The 21,543-nt window shown below is 73.3% G+C and carries 20 protein-coding genes; 14 read left to right on the plus strand and 6 right to left on the minus strand.

The annotated features are described in order from the left end of the window. Window positions 1-69 precede the first annotated feature (69 nt). From GA0074696_RS04810 to ispF, 3 genes are read left to right on the plus strand one after another with little or no spacing between them, the layout of a single operon-like run. A complete protein-coding gene (locus GA0074696_RS04810) occupies window positions 70-555 on the plus strand; it encodes a CarD family transcriptional regulator (protein WP_088959974.1) in 486 nt (161 codons plus the stop codon). 54 nt (window positions 556-609) lie between these two features. Next, entirely contained in the window at window positions 610-1,305 is a 696-nt protein-coding gene (gene ispD / locus GA0074696_RS04815; protein ID WP_088959975.1) for a 2-C-methyl-D-erythritol 4-phosphate cytidylyltransferase, read from the plus strand. Between the two features lie 16 nt (window positions 1,306-1,321). Continuing rightward, a complete protein-coding gene (ispF, locus tag GA0074696_RS04820) occupies window positions 1,322-1,804 on the plus strand; it encodes a 2-C-methyl-D-erythritol 2,4-cyclodiphosphate synthase (RefSeq protein ID WP_088959976.1) in 483 nt (160 codons plus the stop codon). Between the two features lie 6 nt (window positions 1,805-1,810). Here ispF and GA0074696_RS04825 read toward each other — a convergent pair whose 3' ends face one another. Then, the gene (locus tag GA0074696_RS04825) at window positions 1,811-2,977 is read right to left on the minus strand and encodes a homogentisate 1,2-dioxygenase (RefSeq protein ID WP_088959977.1); all 1,167 of its coding nucleotides are present in this window, start codon (window positions 2,975-2,977) and stop codon (window positions 1,811-1,813) included. A 94-nt stretch (window positions 2,978-3,071) separates the two neighbouring features. Between GA0074696_RS04825 and GA0074696_RS04830 the strand changes: the two genes are divergently transcribed. From GA0074696_RS04830 to GA0074696_RS04850, 5 genes are all read left to right on the plus strand, one after another. Next, window positions 3,072-3,929, plus strand: a complete 858-nt coding sequence (locus GA0074696_RS04830) for a hypothetical protein (protein ID WP_088959978.1) — start codon at window positions 3,072-3,074, stop codon at window positions 3,927-3,929. 76 nt (window positions 3,930-4,005) lie between these two features. After that, window positions 4,006-5,205, plus strand: coding sequence for a fumarylacetoacetase (gene fahA, locus GA0074696_RS04835; RefSeq protein ID WP_088959979.1), 1,200 nt, complete (start codon window positions 4,006-4,008; stop codon window positions 5,203-5,205). A 156-nt stretch (window positions 5,206-5,361) separates the two neighbouring features. Then, entirely contained in the window at window positions 5,362-5,571 is a 210-nt protein-coding gene (locus tag GA0074696_RS04840; RefSeq protein ID WP_088959980.1) for a DUF397 domain-containing protein, read from the plus strand. 116 nt (window positions 5,572-5,687) lie between these two features. Further along, window positions 5,688-6,170, plus strand: a complete 483-nt coding sequence (locus GA0074696_RS04845; RefSeq protein WP_088959981.1) for an SRPBCC family protein — start codon at window positions 5,688-5,690, stop codon at window positions 6,168-6,170. Between the two features lie 76 nt (window positions 6,171-6,246). Further along, complete coding sequence (locus GA0074696_RS04850) at window positions 6,247-7,485, plus strand: outer membrane protein assembly factor BamB family protein (RefSeq protein WP_088959982.1); 1,239 nt, start codon at window positions 6,247-6,249, stop codon at window positions 7,483-7,485. A gap of 95 nt (window positions 7,486-7,580) precedes the next feature. Here GA0074696_RS04850 and hisC read toward each other — a convergent pair whose 3' ends face one another. From hisC to hppD, 4 genes are read right to left on the minus strand one after another with little or no spacing between them, the layout of a single operon-like run. Then, window positions 7,581-8,684: a histidinol-phosphate transaminase gene (hisC, locus tag GA0074696_RS04855; RefSeq protein WP_088959983.1), complete on the minus strand. Its 1,104-nt coding sequence runs from the start codon at window positions 8,682-8,684 to the stop codon at window positions 7,581-7,583. Next, window positions 8,681-9,625, minus strand: coding sequence for an RDD family protein (locus GA0074696_RS04860; protein WP_088959984.1), 945 nt, complete (start codon window positions 9,623-9,625; stop codon window positions 8,681-8,683). The genes hisC and GA0074696_RS04860 overlap by 4 nt, the downstream gene beginning before the upstream one ends. Further along, window positions 9,622-10,332, minus strand: coding sequence for an RDD family protein (locus tag GA0074696_RS04865; protein ID WP_088959985.1), 711 nt, complete (start codon window positions 10,330-10,332; stop codon window positions 9,622-9,624). The genes GA0074696_RS04860 and GA0074696_RS04865 overlap by 4 nt, the downstream gene beginning before the upstream one ends. A gap of 11 nt (window positions 10,333-10,343) precedes the next feature. Next, entirely contained in the window at window positions 10,344-11,549 is a 1,206-nt protein-coding gene (gene hppD / locus GA0074696_RS04870) for a 4-hydroxyphenylpyruvate dioxygenase (RefSeq protein WP_088959986.1), read from the minus strand. 146 nt (window positions 11,550-11,695) lie between these two features. On the opposite strand from hppD, the gene GA0074696_RS04875 reads away from it, so the two are divergent. From GA0074696_RS04875 to GA0074696_RS04900, 6 genes are all read left to right on the plus strand, one after another. Beyond that, complete coding sequence (locus tag GA0074696_RS04875; protein ID WP_088959987.1) at window positions 11,696-12,187, plus strand: Lrp/AsnC family transcriptional regulator; 492 nt, start codon at window positions 11,696-11,698, stop codon at window positions 12,185-12,187. A 142-nt stretch (window positions 12,188-12,329) separates the two neighbouring features. Then, the gene (locus GA0074696_RS04880) at window positions 12,330-13,751 is read left to right on the plus strand and encodes a hypothetical protein (RefSeq protein ID WP_407940595.1); all 1,422 of its coding nucleotides are present in this window, start codon (window positions 12,330-12,332) and stop codon (window positions 13,749-13,751) included. 90 nt (window positions 13,752-13,841) lie between these two features. Beyond that, window positions 13,842-15,509 carry a fumarate hydratase gene (locus tag GA0074696_RS04885; protein ID WP_088959988.1) on the plus strand — a complete coding sequence of 556 codons (1,668 nt, stop codon included), beginning with the start codon at window positions 13,842-13,844 and terminating at the stop codon, window positions 15,507-15,509. A gap of 262 nt (window positions 15,510-15,771) precedes the next feature. Continuing rightward, window positions 15,772-18,753, plus strand: a complete 2,982-nt coding sequence (locus GA0074696_RS04890; RefSeq protein WP_088959989.1) for an AfsR/SARP family transcriptional regulator — start codon at window positions 15,772-15,774, stop codon at window positions 18,751-18,753. 35 nt (window positions 18,754-18,788) lie between these two features. Next, window positions 18,789-20,198, plus strand: coding sequence for a class II fumarate hydratase (locus GA0074696_RS04895; RefSeq protein ID WP_172894173.1), 1,410 nt, complete (start codon window positions 18,789-18,791; stop codon window positions 20,196-20,198). 208 nt (window positions 20,199-20,406) lie between these two features. Further along, a complete protein-coding gene (locus tag GA0074696_RS04900) occupies window positions 20,407-20,979 on the plus strand; it encodes a GNAT family N-acetyltransferase (protein ID WP_088959991.1) in 573 nt (190 codons plus the stop codon). Here the strand turns inward: GA0074696_RS04900 and GA0074696_RS04905 are convergent. Next, a complete protein-coding gene (locus GA0074696_RS04905) occupies window positions 20,939-21,484 on the minus strand; it encodes a CGNR zinc finger domain-containing protein (RefSeq protein WP_088959992.1) in 546 nt (181 codons plus the stop codon). The genes GA0074696_RS04900 and GA0074696_RS04905 overlap by 41 nt on opposite strands. Window positions 21,485-21,543: the final 59 nt, after the last annotated feature.

The following is a 21,543-nucleotide window of genomic DNA, read 5'->3' on the forward strand; positions in this document are numbered from 1 at the left end:
TCAGGACAGCGGTGAGACATCGGTGCCTGAGCGTGTTACCCTAGACACAGCGAAAGGGGTTTCGAACCTATGGTTTTCAGTGTCGGCGAGACCGTTGTTTACCCCCACCACGGGGCCGCACTCATCGAGGCAATCGAGACTCGGGTCATCAAGGGCGAGCCCAGGGAATACCTCGTCCTGAGGGTCGCGCAGGGTGACCTGACGGTCCGGGTGCCCGCTGAGAACGCCGAGATCGTGGGCGTACGCGAGGTGGTCGGCGAAGAGGGCCTCGGCAAGGTCTTCGACGTGCTCCGTGCACCGCACACCGAGGAGCCGACCAACTGGTCGCGGCGTTACAAGGCGAATCTGGAGAAGCTGGCCTCCGGCAACCCGCTGAAGGTCGCCGAGGTCGTCCGCGACCTGTGGCGCCGGGAGCGGGAGCGGGGCCTGTCCGCGGGCGAGAAGCGCATGCTCGCCAAGGCCCGCGACATTCTCGTCGGCGAGGTCGCGCTGGCCGAGAAGAGCACCAAGGACGAGGCGGAGACGCTGCTCGACAAGGTGCTGGGCGAGGCGTAGTCCCCACAGCATCGTCGTACCCGGACGCCGGCAAAGAAATCCGAGGACCGCGACGTGACCGCGCAGCTCAATCCGCGCGGTGACGTCGCGGTCCTCGTTCCTGCTGCCGGCGCCGGGGTACGCCTCGGTCCGGGCGCGCCGAAGGCGCTGCGCCTGCTCGGCGGCGAGCCGCTGCTGGTGCACGCGGTACGCCGGATCGCGGCCGCGCCCTCGGTGCACACCATCGTGGTGGCCGCCCCGGCGGCCGAGGTGGAGTCGGTCCGGCGGTTGCTGGCACCCGTGGCGCCGGTGGTGGTCGTGCCCGGTGGCGCGGAGCGGCAGGCGTCCGTGGCGGCCGCCCTGGCCGCCGTGCCGCCGGGGCCCGACATCGTGCTCGTGCACGACGCCGCCCGCGCGCTCACCCCACCGGAGCTGGCCGAGTCGGTGGCCGGGGCGGTCCGTTCCGGGCACCACGCGGTGATCCCGGTGCTCCCGGTGGTCGACACGATCAAGGAGGTCGGCGCGGGCGAGGTGGTCCTCGGCACCGTCGACCGTTCCGCGCTGCGCGCCGTGCAGACCCCGCAGGGCTTCCGCCGGAGCGTGCTGACCGCCGCGCACGCCGCGGCGGGCGATCCGCTCACCGACGACGCGGGGCTGGTCGAGAAGCAGGGCGTACCGGTGTTCTGCGTGCCCGGCTCGGAGTACGCGCTGAAGGTCACCCGCCCGTTCGACCTCGCGTTCGCCGAGCATCTGCTGGCCGCCGGCCACTGACGCGTACCCTCGGCTCATGATCGTTCCTCGGGTGGCCGTCGGCACCGACATCCACGCCTTCGCGCCCGGCCGGCCCTGCTGGCTGGCCGGACTGCACTGGCCGGGCCAGGACGGCCTGGCCGGTCACTCCGACGCCGACGTGGTCGCGCACGCCGCCTGCAACGCGCTGCTCTCCGCCGCCGGGCTCGGCGACCTCGGCGCGAACTTCGGCGTCGACCAGCCCGAGTGGGCCGGCGCCTCCGGGGTGGCGCTGCTGACCGAGTCGGCCCGGCGGGTCCGCGCGGCCGGCTTCGAGATCGGCAACGTCTCGGTCCAGGTGGTCGGCAACCGTCCGAAGATCGGGCCGCGCCGCGAGGAGGCGCAGCGGGTGCTCTCCGCGGCGGTCGGCGCGCCGGTCACCGTCTCCGCCGCCACCAGCGACGGGCTCGGCTTCACCGGACGCGGCGAGGGGCTCGCCGGCGTCGCGGTGGCCCTGGTGTACGAGGCACCGACCGCCTGAGCGCCGTCAGGGGCGCCGGGACCAGGTCCAGGCGTACCCCTCGTCCTCGCACTCGCCGGCCGCGTCGCAGAGGTCGAGCGGGCGGAAGGTGTCCACCATGACGGCCAGCTCGTCGAAGAAGTCGATCCCGATGGAGCGCTCCGCCGCACCCGGCTGCGGCCCGTGGGTGAAGCCCGACGGGTGCAGCGAGATGGAGCCCTGCTCGATGCCGGAACCGCGCCGGGCCTCGTAGTTGCCGCCGGTGTAGAAGAGCATCTCGTCGGAGTCCACGTTGTGGTGGTTGTACGGCACCGGAATGGCGTCCGGGTGGTAGTCCACCTTGCGCGGGACGAACGAGCAGATGACGAAGTTCGGGCCCTGGAAGGTCTGGTGCACGGGCGGCGGCTGGTGGATCCGGCCGGTGATCGGCTCGAAGTCGTGGATGGAGAAGGCCCACGGGTACATGTGCCCGTCCCAGCCCACCACGTCGAACGGGTGGTTGGCGTAGACGTGCTTCGTCCACCCGCGCCGGTGGCGTACCAGCACCTCGACGTCGGTGCCGTCGACCAGCAGCGGCGCGTCCGGTCCCCGGACGTCCCGCTCGCAGTACGGCGAGTGCTCCAGGAACTGGCCGCGCACCGACAGGTAGCGCTTGGGCGGGCCGATGTGGCCGCTGGCCTCGACGGCGAGCAGCCGGGTGGGACCGTCGCCGGTCGGCACCAGCCGGTGCACCGTGGAGGTGGGGATGATCACATAGTCGCCGGCGACCGCGTCGAGCACGCCGAAGGTCGACTCCACCCGCAGCGTGCCGGCCTCCACGTAGAGGCACTCGTCGCCGGTGGCGTTGCGGTAGAGCGGGGACGGCCGGTCGGACAGCACGTACGCGATCCGCACGTCGTCGTTGGCCAGCAGGTAGCGCCGGCCGAGGACCGGGTCGGCACCGGTGCCGTCGAGCTTGTGGGTACGCAGGTGGCGCGGCTTGAGCGGGAGGTTCGGCACCCGGGTGTACGCCGGCGGGGTGAACTCCTCGGCGGCGACGATCGCGGTGGGCGCGTACCGGTGGTAGAGCAGGGACGAGTCGGAGGAGAAGCCCTCCTGGCCCATCAGCTCCTCGGCATAGAGGCTGCCGTCGGGCTGGCGGAACTGGGTGTGCCGCTTGCGGGGCACCTCGCCGACGCTGCGGTAGTACGGCATGTCGCCTCCCGTTATGTCCCGTTCTCCGGCCGGTGACGTCCGATAATCGGACGCTGTTGTCCGTTCCTTGTAGCGTCCCGTAGATTCTTGTCTCGTGTCAACGCAGGTGCCCCGCCTCTTCGCCGGCCTCGTCGACGACGCCGCCGTCTTCCCGCCCGGCAGCGCGTCCCTGCCGGACGCCGTCGCCGCGCACCGCGAGCACCGCGACGCCTGGTACGCCGGCCTGGTCGGCCCGCTGCTGCTGCCCGCCTCGGCGCTGCCGGCCCTGGCCGACCTGCTCGGCCCCGGCGAGCGGCTCGCCGTCGGCGTCATCGGTGACCTGCCGATCGGCCAGCTCGACGCGGCGCTCGCCGAGGCCGATCCCCGGATCACCGTCCGCCAGGTCGAGGCGGCGGTCGCCAAGCGCGGCGAGGACCCGCAGCCCGGTCTGGCCGGGCTGCTGAAGCTCGCCGAACGGCTGACCAGCGTCGACGTCCACGCCGAGGTCCCGCTGACCTTCGGGCTCACCGGCGCGCTGGACACCCTGGCCGCGGCGCGGGCCGACGGGCTGCCGGTCGCGGCGAAGTTCCGCACCGGCGGACTGGCCGCCGAACTCTTCCCCACCCCGGTCGAGCTGGCCGCAGTGATCTGCGCCTGCCGCGACCGGGCCCTGCCGTTCAAGCTGACCGCCGGGCTGCACCACGCGCTGCGCCACCTCGACCCGGAGACCGGCTTCACCCACCACGGCTTCGGCAACGTGCTGGCCGCGACGCTCGCCGCCGCCCAGGGCGCCGAGGTGGACGCCGTCGCCGCCCTGCTCGCCGCGACCGACCCGCTGCCCCTGGTCGAGCAGGCGCGGGCGCGGCGCGACGAGGAGCGCCCGCTCTGGATCGGCTTCGGCTCGTGCAGCATCCTGGAACCACTGACCGATCTGATCCGGCTGGCGCTGGTGAACGGGGGAGACGACCAATGAGCGAGCGCAGCGAGCGAATCAGCAGGCGCAGTGCGATGGTGCCTCATGGCGGCACGGAGCGGAGCGGAGTGGCGGCATGAGCTGGGTGACGGGCGCGGACGGTTCGCCGTACGGGGTGACCAACCTGCCGTACGGGGTGTTCCGGGCCGGCGGGCGCGGGCCGCGGATCGGCGTACGCGTCGCCGACTTCGTGCTCGACCTGGCCGGCGCCGAGTCGGCCGGCCTGGTGCTCGCCGCCGGGGCGCTGGGTCGCCCCACCCTCAACGACTTCATGGCGCTCGGCCGTCCGCAGTGGACCGCGGTCCGGCAGCGGATCGTCGAGCTGCTCACCGACACCGCGCACCGGGCGGCGGTGGAGCCGCTGCTGGTCCCGCTCGACGAGGCGGAGCTGCTGCTGCCGTTCGAGGTGGCGGACTACGTCGACTTCTACTCCTCCGAGCACCACGCCTCGAACGTCGGCCAGATCTTCCGCCCCGGCCAGCCGCCGCTGCTGCCCAACTGGAAGCACCTGCCGATCGGCTACCACGGCCGGGCCGGCACGGTGGTCGTCTCCGGCACCCCGGTGGTCCGCCCCACCGGGCAGCGCGCCACCGCGCAGGGCCCGACCGCCGGCCCCTCCGTACGCCTCGACATCGAGGCCGAGGTGGGCTTCGTGGTCGGCGTGCCGAGCGCCCTCGGTGACCGGGTCGCCGCCGCCGACTTCACCGACCACGTCTTCGGGGTGGTGCTGGTCAACGACTGGTCCGCCCGGGACATCCAGGCCTGGGAGTACCAGCCGCTCGGCCCCTTCCTGGGGAAGTCCTTCGCCACCTCGATCTCGGCCTGGGTGACCCCGCTGGACGCGCTCGCCGACGCGTTCGTGCCGGCGCCGGAGCAGGACCCGCCGGTGCAGGACTACCTGCGCGACACCCCGCACCTGGGGCTGGACCTGCGCCTGGCGGTGGAGTGGAACGGCGAGCGGGTGGCCGAGCCGCCGTTCGCGACCATGTACTGGACGCCCGCCCAGCAGCTCGCCCACCTCACCGTCAACGGGGCCTCGCTGCGCACCGGCGACCTCTACGCCTCCGGCACCGTGTCCGGTCCGGACCGCGGCCAGGTCGGCTCGTTCCTGGAGCTGACCTGGGGCGGCGCCGAGCCGGTCAAGGTCGGCGGCGGCGAGACCCGCACCTTCCTGGAGGACGGCGACACCGTCACCATCCGGGCCACCGCCCCCGGCCCGGACGGCACCACGGTCGCTCTGGGCGAGGTTACCGGGCGGATCCTGCCGGCCCGCTGAAGTCGCGTATTTGCCGGTCGCACCCGCTGTGCGACCGGCCGGCCCGCCTGCCGCGTTTGATCGACCGGATTCGGTCACCACCCCACGCCGTCCCGTCCGGGGGCGGCGTGGGTTTGTGACCGGCATGGGACATCGCAGCGGACAGGAGGTACGAGCATGGACGATCTCGTGGGCGCGGTCTGGCGCACCAGTAGTCGGTCGAACGATCAAGGGCTCTGCGTGGAGGTGGCGGACAACCTCGCACGCGACCTGGGTGTGGTCGGGATACGTGATTCCAAGGACCCGGACGGGCCGGTGCTCGTCGTCGGCCCGCCGGGCTGGACGGCGTTCGTCGGGGCGATCCGGCACGGCGGTTTCCGTCCCTGACCCGTGCCGCGGGACCGCACCGGTGCCCCGATCCGGGGCACCGGTGACGGAAATTCCACCGCAGGACCCCCCGTGGCGCGCTCACCCGCCGTACCGTGGACGCCACGGGAGGTGTCATGTCGACGGTCACGGTCACCGAGTTCATCGAGGCGCGGGCCGACGACGTGTGGGCGCTCCTGGTCGACCTGCCGGTCCGGGCCGACTGGCTCTGCACCGTCGGCGGCGTGGAGCTGCTGACCCAGGGCCGGCTGGGGCCGGGCACCGCCTGGCGGGAGACCCGCACCAGGCCGGACGGCGGTGACCAGGCGGAGGAGTTCGTGGTGCTGGAGGCCCGGCCGCCGCACCGACTCGTGCTCAGCTCCCCCGGCATCGGGGTGGACTACCGGATCACCTGGACCCTGCGCACGGTGCGGCGTCGGGGCCGCGGCTGCACCGCGGTGACCGTGGAGCACCAGGCGGTGCCGATCGCCCCGTACGGGCGGGTGGTCGCGCTGCTCTTCGGCGGGCTGGCCGCGCGGGCGGTGGAGGGAGCCATCCGGCGCGATCTCGCCGACCTCGCCGCCGCCGCTCGGCGCGCCAGCGGCGCAGAAGCCGCCTGAACCGCCGGATCGCGCCGCCGCGACCTGCGCGGGGCGGCGGCGGGCTGCCTCGGTAGGGTGCCGGGCGGAGGTGTGCATGGGTGTCCCGAAGGGCCGGCGACGGATCACCGTCGCGGTCGCGGCGCTGCTCGCCCTCGGGGTCGTCGGGGCCATCGGCTACCGGGTGCTGGCCCCCGCCGAGGTCGTCACGCCCGCCCAGGACGACCTGCCGCCCCTGGACACCCCGGCGACCGGGGTGGTCGGCCGACTGCCCGCCGCACCGCTGATCGTCGACGGTCGGCTCCGGGTCTACGCGGCGCAGCGCCAGGTCTACGCCGACCGGCCGGCCGACAGCAAGCACCGGGTCACCCCGTTCTGGTCGTATCGGCGGTGGCCGGCCCAGCTCAACGGGGTGCTGGTGGCGGGTACCACGGTGGTGAGCCGCTGGTCCGACGGGAAGATCGTGGCGCTGGACGGCCGTACCGGGAAGGTGGCCTGGCGGGCCGACGGCCCGCCGCCGGGGAAGGGCTTCCCGTCCCGGCGCACCGGTGCGGCCATCGTCTGGGACCCGCGGGGGATCTTCCTCGCGTCGGGTCCGGGCGGCCGGACGACGCTGGTGGCGTCCGGCGCGGGCGACCTGCGCGGGTACTCGGTGGCCGACGGCCGGGAGCTGTGGCGGGCCGCCGGTGACGCCGACTGCCGGACCGATCTCGGGACCACGGCCGCCGGCCAGGTCCTGTCGGTGGACGCCTGCGCCGGTCCGGCGACCGTGGAGTTCCGCGACGCGACGACCGGCGCGGTGGGCACCCGCTGGCGTCCTCCCGGCGCCGGCCCGGAGCTGGCCGTCACGGCGCTGGGGTGCCTGACTCCGCGCTCGCAGTGCCGGGGCCTGCGCACCTCGGACGGCCGCGGCTGGCTGGTCGGCCCGGGTGAGCCGCGTCCCGCGCCGGCCCTGGGCGCCGACGACGTCACCCTCGCCGGCGAGTTCGCCATCGCGGTCACCGGCGGCGTGCTGACCGGCTGGGACGCGCGCACCGGTGAGAAGCGGTGGCGGCGTGGCGACCTGGGCGAGGTGCGGGTGATCGCGGTCGAGCCCGGTCGGGTGCACGTGCTGAGCCGGCAGCGGGATCTGATCACCCTGGACCCGAGGACCGGGGCGCAGCGGTCCCGCTTCCCGCTCACCCTCGGGCAGGACGGGATCGGCTGGGTGCCGGGGCTGGCGTACGCGGCCGGCGGCTACGTGGCCGTGGAACGGTTGCGCGAGCGGGCCCGTCCGGACGACGACGACCAGGGGTACTTCCTGATGGCCGAGCCGGTCGTGCTCGCGGTGACCTGAGCGACCGACCGACAAATAGGACAAAAGGCGCTAAAGTTGCGCGCGGAGCCGGTCCGCCTCCGATCGGGGTTGGCGGAGGCGGACCGGTCCCCGGCTCAGGCCAGCGCGGACTCCGCCGCAGCCAGGAAGGCGTCGTTCTCGGCCGGGGTGCCGATGGTGACCCGCACCCCGTCGCCGGCGAACGGCCGGACGATGACCCCGCGTGCCTCGCACGCCTTGCCGAAGTCCACCGCCCGCTCGCCCAGCGGCAGCCAGACGAAGTTGGCCTGGCTGGACGGCACGTCCGGGACCAGCTTGCGCAGCGCCTCGGTGACCCGGTCCCGCTCGGCGACGACCAGCGCGCAGCGCCGCTCGACCTCGTCCGCCTGCGCCAGCGCGGCCAGCGCGCCGGCCTGCGCGGCCATGCTGGTGGAGAAGGGGGTGACCACCTTGCGCACGGCCGCGGCCACCTCCGGGGCGGCGACCAGGAAGCCGATCCGCAGCCCGGCCAGCCCCCAGGCCTTGGAGAGCGTGCGCAGCACCACCACGTTCGGCCGGTCGAGGTAGGTCAGGCCGTCCGGCACCTCCGGGTCGGTGACGAACTCGCGGTACGCCTCGTCGATGACGACCAGCACGTCCTCGCCGACGGAGTCGAGGAACCGGTCCAGCTCCGCCTTGCGCACGGCCGTACCGGTGGGGTTGTTCGGGTTGCAGACCAGCACCATCCGGGTCCGGTCGGTCACCGCCGCGGCCATCGCCGCCAGGTCGTGGCCGTGGCCGGCGTCGTTGGGTACCCGCACGCTGGTCGCGCCGCTGGTCGCCGCGATGATCGGGTACGCCTCGAACGACCGCCACGAGTAGAGCAGCTCGTCGCCGGGCAGGCAGGTGGCCCGGACCAGGTGCTCGGCCAGCGCCACCGACCCGCAGCCGGTGGCGATCCGGTCGGCGTCCACGCCGTACCGCTCGGCCAGCGCCTGACGCAGCGCCACCACGCCCATGTCCGGGTAGCGGTGCGAGCCGGTGACCGCCTCGGTGACCGCCTCGACCACGCCGGGCAGCGGCCCGTACGGCACCTCGTTGCTGGCCAGCTTGATCGCCTCCGGCAGGCCCAGCTCCCGGGCCAGGTCGGCGGGGCTGCGACCCGGCACGTAGTTCGGCAGCGCGTCGAGGTCGGCGCGGGTCAGGCGCAGCGCGGGCTGGTGACGTCCGGTGTCGGTCATGGGGTGTCTCCCGGGGAGTCGGCACGGTCGTGCGGGGTGGCGGGGGTGGTGGGACCGCCGGGTTGCGGCAGCCGCACCACGACGGTCTGGGCGCGCTTGTCGTGCAGCGCCTGGCGCAGCGGGTGGTCGAAGAGGGCCGAGACCGCGTCGACGAGCTGGAAGAGCAGGCCCAGGCCGCAGCAGTACCAGAGCAGGGTGGGCGTGCCCAGGGTGCTCCACCGGCGGGTCGCCCGGCCGAAACCGAGCGGCTGATCCGCCTCGACGGAGACCGCCTTGATGCGCATCACCCGCTTGCCGAAGGTCTGCCCCCGGGCGGCCATCGAGGGCACCTCGTACGCGAACCAGAGCGCGGTGGCGATCACCAGGATGACGGCCAGCAGCGACCCGCTCTGCGCCCCGGCCGCCGGCAGCGGTTCGGTGCTCAGGTCCCGGGCGTTCACCCGCCGCCAGTACTCCTCGAACGGCGGGGCGATCTCCAACGCGAACCGCCAGACGAACCAGCCGTTGACCACCACGTTGAGCAGCAGGACGATGCCGAAGTCGATCAGGCGGGCGATCAGTCGGGCACCGTACCCGGCCAGCGGCAGGCCGTGCGGGCGCGGCTCCGGCGGGCGCCCCGGCCAGGTCGGGTACGGCCAGCCGGGTGGTGGCCCCTGGGGATGGCCCGCGCCCGGGCCGGGCAGCCCGACGCCCGGCGGGACGCCGTGGTGGTGCGGTGCCCCGACAGCCTGCGGGCCCGCGCCGGGGGGCGCCGGGAACCCGGTGGCCGGCGCGGCCGGGGAGGCCGGCGGCTCGGGGGCGGGCGGCGGCTCCGGTGGCGGTGGACCCTCCGGCGGGGTGACGTCGACCGGGACGGGCGCGCCGACCCAACCCTCGCCGTCCCACCAACGCCTGGTGGTGGGCTCAGCGGGGTCGACGTACCAGCCTGGTTCAACGCTCACCCGGACACCTTAACGACGACGGTGCGGGCGAACTTGTCGTGGAGGCACTGCTGCCAGGGCTTGTCCCAGAGCTGCCAGAGGCCGTCGACGTAACTGAAGCCCGGGATGAGCATCCCGGCGGGCTGGTGGGCGAGCCACCGCTTGGCGGCCGTCTTCCGGTCCAGCGCGGCGGTCGGGTCGAGCGGCACGATCCGCAGCTTCATCACCCGCTTGCCCACCGTCTCTCCGGTCCGGAACATCATCTCGACCTGGTAGACGTACGACATCGCGAGGAGGAGCAGGATCAGCCCGGCCTCCAGGGCGAGCAGGGGCAGCAGGACCGCGAACGGGTCCGGCTCGGCGTAGGTGCCGTCGGCGGTGGTGGCGGTCAGGTCGGGCACCACCGCCGCCAGGAAGAAGATCATCGCGGGCACCATGACGACGAGGCTGGCCGCGCCGAGCACCAGCCCGTCGATCAGCACCGCCAGCAGCCGGTCGCCGAAGCTGGCCAGCGGCTGGCCACCTGGACTCAGCGGCACGGCCGGGAAGGGAAGGCGGGGCGGAGCGCCGGGCGGCCCCGGCGGATAGCTCGGCAATCCGGAGTACGGGCCGGGCTGGGGCGGCACGGCGTACCCCTGGGGGGTGGGACCGGAGGGCGGCGCGAAGCCGCCGGCGGCGGGCGAGGGCCCACCGGCCGGCGGCGTCGGGTACGTCGGAGGCTGCGTCACGCTCGACAGTGTTACAGGTTGCCGCGTGCTTCCTGCTCCCGCTCGATCGCCTCGAAGAGCGCCTTGAAGTTGCCCTTGCCGAAGCCGAGCGAGCCGTGCCGCTCGATCAGCTCGAAGAAGACGGTCGGGCGGTCCTGCACCGGCTTGGTGAAGATCTGGAGCAGGTAGCCGTCCTCGTCCCGGTCGACCAGGATCTTGCGGGACTTCAGCTCCTCGATCGGCACCCGGACCTGGCCGATCCGGGCGCGCAGCTCCGGGTCGTCGTAGTACGAGTCCGGGGTGTCCAGAAACTCGACGCCGGCGGCCCGCATCGCGTCGACGCTGGCCAGGATGTCGTTGGTGGCCACGGCGATGTGCTGGGCGCCCGGGCCCTGGTAGAACTCCAGGTACTCGTCGATCTGCGACTTCTTGCGGGCGATCGCCGGCTCGTTGAGCGGGAACTTCACCTTGCGGGTGCCGTTGGCGACGACCTTGCTCATCAGCGCCGAGTAGTCGGTGGCGATGTCGTCGCCGATGAACTCGGCCATGTTCGAGAAGCCCATGACCCGCTTGTAGAACTCGACCCACTCGTCCATCCGGCCGAGCTCCACGTTGCCGACCACGTGGTCGACCGCCTGGAAGAAGCGCTTCGGCTGGATACCGGCGTCGATCATCGGCTGGCGGTCCACGATCGGGCCGCGGGCGACGAAGCCGGGCAGGAACGGGCCGGTGTAGCGGGACCGGTCGACCAGGGTGTGCCGGGTGTCGCCGTAGGCGGCGATGGCGGCCATCCGGACGGTGCCGTGCTCGTCGGTGACGTCGTGCGGCTCGACCAGGCCGGTCGCGCCCTGGGCGGTGGCGTGCGCGTACGCGGCGTCGACGTCCGGCACCTCCAGCGCGATGTCCGAGACGCCGTCGCTGTGCTTGGCGACGTGGTCGGCGCCGGCGGCGTCCGGGCGGACCGCGCCGGTCAGCACGAACCGGGCCGAGCCGCTGGTCAGCACGTACTGGGCGTGGTCCCGGTAGCCCTGCTCCGGCCCCCGGTACGCCACGCAGGTCATGCCGAAGGCGGTGGAGTAGTAGTGCGCGGCCTGCTTGGCGTTGCCGACCAGGAAGTGCACGTGGTCGAGGCCCTTGACCGGGAACGGGTCCCGGCTGATGTCGTGGTCGACGGCGCCGACGAGGGCGTCGACGTCGACCTCCTCGGTCGACTGGGGTCGGTCGATCGCCTGGGTCATGGTGTCCTCCCTTGCGTACCGGCCGGCCTCGTGGGCCGTCGCGGTGTTTCCGATGCTCTTGTCAGGAGGATCGCGGTGGCCCGGCTCACTGGGCAACCGTCGCCGTTTCCGCTGGTCATCCTGCGCATTCGGTAGAGTGTTGAAACATGAACGCTGGACAGGATGTACAGCTCGACGAGCTGGACGCCAGGTTGATCCAGTTGCTCGCCGACGAGCCCCGGATCGGGGTGCTGGAGTGTTCCCGCCGGCTCGGGGTGGCCCGGGGCACCGTCCAGGCCCGGCTGGACAAGCTGGTCGAGCGGCGGGTGATCGGTGGCTTCGGGCCGGACGTCTCGCCGGCCGCGATCGGCTTCGGGGTGACCAGCTTCGTCACCCTGGAGATCAGCCAGCGGCACGGCCACGACGCGGTCACCGCCCACCTGGCGGCCATCCCCGAGGTGCTGGAGGCGCACACCATCACCGGCTCCAGCGACCTGCTCTGCCGGATCGTCGCCAGGTCCAACACCGACCTCCAGCGGGTGATCGACCAGATCGTCTCGTACGAGGGCATCCGCCGCGCCTCCACGATCATCGCGCTGGCCGAGCAGATCCCGTACCGCGTCCTGCCCCTGGTCCGCTCCGCCGCCGCGCCCGGCTGACGCTCGGCGCTGTCGCGCCGGGCAGCCCCGACGCCCGGCGCCGGCGCGCAGAAAGGGCGGCGACACTCCGGCGCGGGGCCGGGGGAGTTCGGTGATCGTCGCTACCGTGTGCGGTGTGAAGGGCCTTGGCGTACGCGGCTGGTTGCTGCTGGGGCTCGTCACCGTGGTCGTGCTCGCCGCCACCGGGGTCTGGAACCCGTTCCCCGCAATCTGGGACTGGGTCGACCGCCGGCAGCCGATCTCCGACCCGGACGTTGTCTGGCAGCAGCGTATCGGCGGGACCCCGAAGAGCGTGACCATCGCCGGGGACACCGTCGTGATCGAGCAGCGGACCCGGGTCGAGGCGCGCAGCCTGGCCACCGGCACGCAGCTCTGGGAGCGCAAGGCGGACTGGGCGGCGGTGGCCGGCGGGACCCGGGACCCGGTCGTCGCGGTGGGCAAGCTGCTGGTCAAGGGGTACGAACTGCTCGACCCGACGACCGGGGTGGTGCGCCGGCGCGACGACGACGCGGTGGCCGTCTGGACGTACCGGAACATGCTGCTCGACGCGCACTGCGTCGAGCCGACCGACTGCACCCTGACCGCCTGGGACCCGCGCGGCACCCGGCCACTCTGGACGGCGTTCCTGCCCGGCGTCAGCACCGGCCTGTTCGCCGACAACCCCAACCTGCTCGGCACCCGCCGGCTCACCGCGCCCCGGATCGACGGCGGGGTGGCCGGCCCCGAGTCGGTGCCGCCGCTGCTCGGCTTCCCGGTCGACGGCCGGGTGCACGTGGTGGACACCGCCACCGGGCGGGTGGTGCAGAACGTCGAGCCCGGGCGGGACGAGCGGCTCGCCGTGATCGGCGGCCGGATGCTCCGGATCCACGCCGTCTCCCGGGACGGCACCTGCCAGTACGTCATCTCCGCCCGCGACCCGGCCACCGGCCAGGAGGCGTGGCGCAAGGCCGGGGTCAACCTGCGGACCGCCGACAGCGCCGGCTGCGCGCAGCGCGAGGACCCGCAGGGCGCGCGGAACGTGCTGATCGGCGTGGCGCCGGACGGCCGGGAGGCGGTCATCGACGGGTACGACGGGCGGCTGCTGCTCGTCGATGCGGAGGGCGAGAAGCTGCTCGCCGTCGACGACCGGTACGCGCTGGTGCGCACCGCCGACAAGGACACCGTCGTCGGCCGGGAGCTGGGCGTCGACCGGGTCCGCTGGAACCGTCCCGTCGGCGACCGGCCGGGCGCGGCGCTCACCCCGTACGCGGCGATCCTCACCCAGGACAAGCCGAACCGGCTGGTGGCGCTCGACCCGCGCACCGGTCGGGAACTCGTGGTGCTGCGGACCAGCGCGAACGCGCTGGCGGTCGGTCCGGACGGCATGATCATCGGGGAGGGCCGGGAGATCGGGTACGTCCGGTTCGGCGGTGGTGGCGCCGAGCCGCCGCCCGACGATGGCGGTGTCCCCGACCCCGACACCGGGGGCGTCCCCGGCCCGAACACCGGGGGCGGCCCCGGGGACCAGCCGGACTGCGGACCGAAGCGGGAACTCTGCCCCGACCCGGGTGACAAGGACAGCTGAGCGCGGCGGCCCCGCCCGGGTGAGAGCGGCATCCCACGACGCACCCGGCGGGTGCCACCGATCGACCGGTCTGCCCTAGGCTTTCCCGTCATGAGCAGTGCCGCCGCGTTCTCGTACGCCCCCTTGCTGCCGACCGGTCCCGACCAGACGGAGTACCGCCTGGTCACCGACGAGGGCGTCGATGTCGTCAACGGCCCGGGTGGCCGCCGGTTCCTCACCGTGGAGCCCGCCGCGCTGACCGCGCTGACCGCCGAGGCGATGCACGACATCGCCCACTTCCTGCGCCCCGCCCACCTGGCCCAGCTCCGGTCGATCATCGACGACCCGGCGGCCTCGCCGAACGACCGGTTCGTCGCGCTCGACCTGCTGCGCAACGCCAACATCGCCGCCGGTGGTGTGCTGCCGATGTGCCAGGACACCGGCACCGCGATCGTGATGGGCAAGCGCGGCCGGCACGTGCTCACCGACGGCGCCGACGCCGAGGCGATCTCCCGTGGTGTCTACCAGGCGTACACCCGGCTCAACCTGCGCTACTCGCAGCTCGCCCCGCTGACCATGTGGGACGAGCGGAACACCGGCAGCAACCTGCCGGCCCAGGTGGAGCTCTACGCCGAGGACCCGGACGGGCACCCGGACGCGTACAAGTTCCTCTTCATGGCCAAGGGGGGCGGCTCGGCCAACAAGTCCTACCTCTACCAGGAAACCAAGGCGCTGTTGAATCCGACGCGGATGATGCAGTTCCTGGAGGAGAAGCTGCGGCTCATCGGCACCGCGGCCTGCCCGCCGTACCACCTGGCCATCGTCATCGGCGGCACCTCCGCCGAGTACGCCCTGAAGACCGCCAAGTACGCCTCGGCCAAGTACCTCGACGCGCTGCCCACCTCCGGCTCGATGACCGCGCACGGCTTCCGGGACCTGGAGCTGGAGGCCCAGGTGCTGGAGCTGACCCGCAACTTCGGCATCGGCGCACAGTTCGGCGGCCGGTACTTCTGCCACGACGTGCGGGTCGTCCGGCTGCCCCGGCACGGCGCCTCCTGCCCGGTGGCGATCGCCGTCTCCTGCTCGGCCGACCGACAGGCGGTCGCCAAGATCACCCCGTCCGGCGTCTGGCTGGAGCGGCTGGAGACCGACCCGGCCCGGTTCCTGCCCGACGTCACCGACGAGACGCTGGACGCCGAACTGGTCGTCAAGGTGGACCTCAACCGGCCGATGGACGAGATCCGCGCCGAGCTGTCGAAGTACCCGGTGAAGACCCGGCTGTCGCTGACCGGTCCGCTGGTCGTCGCCCGGGACATCGCCCACGCGAAGATCGCCGAGCGGCTGGACGCGGGCGAGCCGATGCCGCAGTACCTGCGTGACCACGCCGTCTACTACGCCGGCCCGGCCAAGACCCCGGAGGGCTACGCCTCCGGCTCGTTCGGCCCGACGACCGCCGGCCGGATGGACGCCTACGTGGAGAAGTTCCAGGCCGCCGGCGGCTCCCAGGTGATGCTCGCCAAGGGCAACCGCTCGGCCCAGGTCACCCGCTCCTGCCAGCAGCACGGCGGCTTCTACCTCGGCTCGATCGGCGGCCCGGCGGCCCGGCTCGCCCAGGACTGCATCAAGCACGTCGAGGTGCTCGAATACCCGGAGCTGGGCATGGAGGCGGTCTGGAAGATCCAGGTCGAGGACTTCCCGGCGTTCATCGTGGTCGACGACAAGGGCAACGACTTCTTCGCCGAGGTCACCAAGCCGGTGCTGACCGTCGGTCGGCGCTGACCTTCCGGACCCGGAGAACGGGGCGTCGGGCCACTGGCCCGGCGCCCCTGCTCGTTGGTCGTACCTCGACATCGGTGCGCCCGTCCGGAAATCCCACCCGGACGGGCGCACCGCCCCCGTCGGATGCCGTCACCGACAACCCAGTCGAGTGTCGGCCCCGCTGCTGTCGTTCCGCTATCGGATCGCTATCGCCTCGCCGGGGCGAGCGGGCACCCGCGGGCTACGCTGCTGGAAGTTGCACCACGGCGTGCGGGGGGAGCGGATGCGGTTCGGGATCCTGGGACCTCTGCGGGTCGGCGGCGGCGAGGCCACCGTCACCGCGGGCCGGGACCGGGTCGTGCTCGCCATGCTGCTGCTGCGGGCCGGTCGGGTCGTACCGGTGGAGGAACTGGTCGACGCGGTCTGGGAGGAACGCCCGCCGGCCACCGCCAAGGCCCAGCTGCACAGTTGCGTCTCCCGGCTGCGCCAGCGGCTCGCCGCGCTCGGCCTGCCGGCCGACGTGATCGTCACCGACCCGGGCGGCTACGGCATCCGCGTCGAACCGGCCGACCTGGACTTCGAGGTCTTCGCCCGTACGGTCGAGACCGCCCGCGCCGCGGTCGCGGCCGGGCAGCCGGCCGAGGCGCGCCGGCACTACCGGCAGGCGCTCGGGTTGTGGCGCGGGCCGGCGTTGAGCGGCATCCGGAGCCGGGCCGTGCGCCGGCGGGCGCAGACCCTCGACGAGCAGCGGCTCGCCGCCCTGGAGGAGTGCGTCGACGTCGAGCTGCGGCTGCGGCAGGCCGCCGACCTGGTCGACGAGCTGGCCGAGTGCGTCGACCGGCACCCGCTGCGGGAACGGCTGCGCGGCCAGCTGATGCTCGCCCTCGCCGCGATGGGACGGCAGGCGGACGCGCTCGCCGTCTACCGGGAGGGCCGGCGGATCTACGCCGAGGAGCTGGGCATCGAACCCGGCGTGGCGTTGCAGGAGCTGCACCAGCGGGTGCTCGCCGGTGACCTGGCGCTGGGCGGGCCGGAGAACCGGTCGGTGGCCCCCGTCCGGTCGTTGCCCCGGGCGATCAGCGACTTCACCGGCCGGCAGCAGACGATGGCCCGGCTGGTGAAGGAAATCGAGGAGGAGGGCGCCCGGATCCAGCTGATCGACGGGATGGCCGGCAGCGGCAAGACCACCCTGGCCGTGCACGTCGCGGCCGCCCTGGCGGATCGCTACCCGGACGCGCACCTCTTCGTGGACCTGCACGGGCACAGCGAACGGACCCCGCTGACGCCCGCTGCGGCGGTGGCCACGCTGCTCCGCCAGCTCGGGGTGCCGGCGGAGCGGGTCCCGCTGGACCTGGACGACCGGCTCGCGGTGTGGCGCAGCGAGCTGGCCGGCCGGCGGGCCCTGGTGGTGCTCGACAACGCCGCCGGCGCCGACCAGGTGGCGCCGCTGCTGCCCACCGGCCCGGACTGCCTGGTGCTGATCACCAGCCGCCGCCGGCTGGTCGGCCTGGACGAGGGGCGGCCCTCGTCCCTGCCGGTCCTCGATCCGGACGAGGGGATCGAACTGCTCGGCCGGGTTGCCGGCCAGGAGCGGGTGGCGGCCGAACCGCAGGCGGCGGCCGAGGTGGTGCGCCGCTGCGGGTACCTGCCGCTGGCGATCCGGCTGGCCGGCGCACGGTTGGCGCACCGGCCCCGCTGGCGGGTCGCCGACCTGGCCGAGCGGCTGGTCACCGGCGCTGGTCCGCTGGCCGAGCTGGCCGCCGGGCAGCGTTCGGTGGGACAGGCGTTCGCCCTGTCGTACGCCCAGGTGTCGCCGGCGGCACAGCGGCTGTTCCGGTTCCTGGGCCTGCATCCCGGCGTACGGTTCGACAACCGGGTCGCCGCCGCCCTCGCCGAGCTGCCGCTGCCCGAGACGCAGGACCTGCTCGACGAGCTGGTCGACTCGCACCTGGCCGAGGAGGTCGAGCCGGGCCGGTACCGGCTGCACGACCTGATCCGCGAGTACGCCCGGCTGCTGCTCGCCGAGCCGGAGCACGCGGCTGAGCGCGCCCCCGCCATCGAGCGCCTGCTCGACTACCACCTGCACGTGGCCGCGACGATCTCGCGGACGATCGAGTCGGCGGGCAGCCGGAGCAGGTTCCGACTCCCCGATCCATCCCGTCCCGAGCTGGTCGCCGCGTCGGCGGGCCAGGGCCGTGGCTGGTTCGACGAGAACCGGGCGGCGTTGACCGTCCTGATCCGGCTGGCCGAGGCCGAGGGCTTCCTGCGGCACTGCTGGCAGCTGACCCGCGCCTGCTGGCGTTCCCATTTCATTGGCGGTCACCTGGACGAGCTGATCGAGACGCACACCGTCGGCCTGCGCGCCGCCGAGCGGCTGGGCGACGACGAGGCCGTCGCGGTGATGCTGAACTACCTCTCCTCGGCGTACTACCGGCTGGCCCGGTTCGGTGAGGCGATCCGGTTGATGGAGCTGGGCCTCGATCTGGTCCGTCGGGGCGGGTTGCGCGACGAGATGCGCAACACCCTGGGCAACCTTGGCGCGTCCTACGCCGCCAATGGCGACTTCCGGCGCAGCAAGGAGTGCTTCGACGAATCGTCGGCACTGATCCGGATAGCGGCCGAGACGGCGGAGTTGGCGAACCTGCTGAACAACCTGTCCTTCGCGCTGCTCTGCTGGGGACGTTACGAGGAGGCACTCCGGACCGGCCGCCAGCACCTCCAGCTGGCCCGGCAGGTGGACGACCGCATCCAGCTGGCGCACGCGGTCGGGCACGTCGGGATGATCCGGCACCGGATGGGCGACGTCGCGCCGGCCCGCCGGCTGTTGCGGGCCGCGCTGCAACTGAAGCGGAACGCCGGCAACCGGTTCGGGGAGGGCGAGGTTCTCAACGAGCTCGCCGTGATGGAGCGCGCTGCGGGTCGCCCCGAGGTCGCCGCCGCGATGCACCGGGAGGCGCTGGTGGCGATGATGGAGGTGGGCGACCGGATCGGCCAGTGCGCGTCGCGCAACCTGCTGGCCCGGGCGATCCTCGACCAGGGCGACGTCTCCAGCGCGCTGGACCTGCACCGCCGGGTACTCACCGACGCCACCCGGCTGGGTGCCCGCTACGAGCAGGCGCGGGCGCTCGACGGCATCGCCCGCTGCCTGCGGGCCACCGACCCGGCCGCCGCCCGCTCGCACTGGATGCGGGCGCTGGCGCTGTTCCGCCAGGTCGAGTCGCCGGACCGGCACGAGGTCGTCCGGCTGCTGGCGGAGCTGGACTGAGCGATCATCTGCGAGTCGGCGGTGGGCGCGGCAGGATGGTACGCGTGACGACTCCAGAGGCAGCGGGTTACCGGATCGAACGCGACTCGATGGGCGAGGTGGAGGTGCCCGCCGAGGCGCTGTGGCGGGCGCAGACCCAGCGCGCGGTGCAGAACTTCCCGATCTCGGGACGCGGCATCGAGCCGGCCCAGATCAAGGCCCTGGCCCAGATCAAGGGCGCCGCCGCGCAGGTCAACGGGGAGCTCGGCGTGATCGGCGCGGACGTGGCCGCCGCGATCGCCGCCGCCGCCGCGCACGTGGCCGACGGCGGGTACGACGACCAGTTCCCGATCGACGTGTTCCAGACCGGCTCGGGTACGTCGTCCAACATGAACACCAACGAGGTGATCGCCACCCTGGCCGGCCGCGAGCTGGGCCGGGACGTGCACCCGAACGACGACGTCAACGCCTCGCAGTCCAGCAACGACGTCTTCCCGTCCTCCATCCACCTGGCCGCCACCCAGGCCGTGGTCGAGGACCTGCTGCCCGCGTTGAAGCACCTGGCCGGCGCGCTGGAGGAGAAGGCGGCGGAGTTCGAGACGGTGGTCAAGGCGGGCCGTACCCACCTGATGGACGCCACGCCGGTCACCCTCGGGCAGGAGTTCGGCGGGTACGCCGCGCAGGTCCGCTACGGTGTGGAACGGCTGGAGGCGGCGCTGCCCCGGCTGGCCGAGCTGCCGCTGGGCGGTACCGCCGTGGGTACCGGCATCAACACCCCGCTCGGCTTCGCCGCGAAGGTGATCGAGAAGCTGCGTGCCTCCACCGGCCTGCCGTTGACCGAGGCGCGCAACCACTTCGAGGCGCAGGGCGCGCGGGACGCGCTGGTGGAGACCTCCGGGCAACTACGTACCGTCGCCGTCGGGCTCTACAAGATCGCCAACGACATCCGCTGGATGGGCTCCGGCCCCCGCGCCGGCCTGCGCGAGCTGCGCATCCCCGACCTCCAGCCCGGCTCGTCGATCATGCCGGGCAAGGTGAACCCGGTGGTCGCCGAGGCGATGCGGCAGGTCTGCGCGCAGGTGATCGGCAACGACGCGACGGTCGCCTTCGCCGGCTCCCAGGGCGACTTCGAGCTGAACGTGATGCTCCCGGTGATGGGTCGCAACCTGCTGGAGTCGATCCGGCTGCTGGCCGCGTCGAGCGGGCTCTTCGCCGACCGGCTGGTGGTCGGCCTGATCGCGGACGCCGAGGTCTGCCTGGCGTACGCGGAAGGGTCGCCGTCGATCGTCACCCCGCTCAACCGCCACCTCGGGTACGACGAGGCCGCCTCGATCGCCAAGGAGGCGCTGGCGAAGCAGACCTCGATCCGCGAGGTGGTGATCGCGCGGGGCCACGTGGACTCCGGCAAGCTCAGCGAGACCCAGCTCGACGAGGCCCTCGACCTCCTCCGCATGACCCATCCCTGACCCCTGACCCTGGCCCGCACGACCCCGATCCGGCCTCGACCCTGGGCCGCGGGCCCTGCGCCGGCCGGGCTGGTCATGATCGGGTAGCAGTTTCCGGCACTCGGTGCGCCGTGTCGTCTCGGAAATCGCGACCCGATCACGAGGCTGACCACGCGGCGGCGCGGGATATCGGTCGACCAGCGCGCGTGGGGCGCGGCATCATCCCGGCATGACCGCTGACGTGCTGCTAAAGACCGAGCGGCTGCGGCTGCGCCGGTTCACCCCCGACGACGTGGACCACCTCGTCGAGCTGGACAGCGACCCGGAGGTCATGCGCTTTTTGACCGGCGGCCGGCCGACCCCGCGGGCCACCGTGCGCGACGAGCAGTTGCCCCGCCTGCTGCGCCAGTACGACGAGCACCCGGGCCTGGGGCGGTGGGCGGCGGAGGACCGCGAGAGCCATGACTTCCTGGGCTGGTTCGCGCTCGACCCGTCCGACGACGGCAAGGAGGCGGAGCTGGGCTACCGGCTGCGCCGTGGCGCGTGGGGGCGCGGCCTGGCCACCGAGGGCTCCCGGGCGCTGGTCCGGTACGCCTTCACCGAGCTGGACGTCCGGCGCGTCTGGGCCGAGACGATGGCGGTCAACATCCGCTCCCGGCAGGTGATGGCGAAGTCCGGCCTGCGGAACCTGCGCACCTTCCACCTGCACTTCGACGACCCGGCCCCGGGGACCGAGCACGGCGAGGTGGAGTACGAGCTGCTCAGGAGCGAGTGGCCGCCTTCCGCGCCCGGTACGCGCTGACCGCGGCCCGGTTGCCGCAGCCCGCCTCGCAGAACCGGCGGGACCGGTTCTTCGACAGGTCGACCAGCACGTTCGCGCAGTCCGGGTGGGCGCAGATCCGCAGCCGGCCCAGCTCGCCGGCGCGGACCAGGTCGGCCAGGGCCATCGCCGCCTCGACCGCCATCCGGGTGGCCAGCGGCGCGTCCCGGGGCACCGCGTGCAGGTGGTACGGCTCGTCGTCGTGCCGGATCAGCTGGGGCAGCGCATGGGACTCGCGGAGCAGTTCGTTGACGACGGCGACGATCTCGTCGACGTCGGCGTGCCAGATCCGGCGCAGCCGGGGGCGCAGCTCGCGTACCGCCCGCAGCTCGGCCTCGGTGTGTTCGTGCCGGCCGGTCCAGCCGTAGGTGACGACGAACCGGTCCAGCGCCGCGACGTCGGGCAGCCCTTCGCCCGCCGGGTCGTCGGTGTTCACCAGGGCGGTCGCGGCGATCAACCCACATTCGGTGTCATGGGCAAAAAGCAACTTGACTCCTGTCAGAGTCGGCCGTTAGCGTCACCAGCATAGGCGCAGTTCGGTCATGA

This window comes from Micromonospora purpureochromogenes (assembly GCF_900091515.1).
Taxonomy (GTDB): Bacteria; Actinomycetota; Actinomycetes; order Mycobacteriales; family Micromonosporaceae; genus Micromonospora; species Micromonospora purpureochromogenes.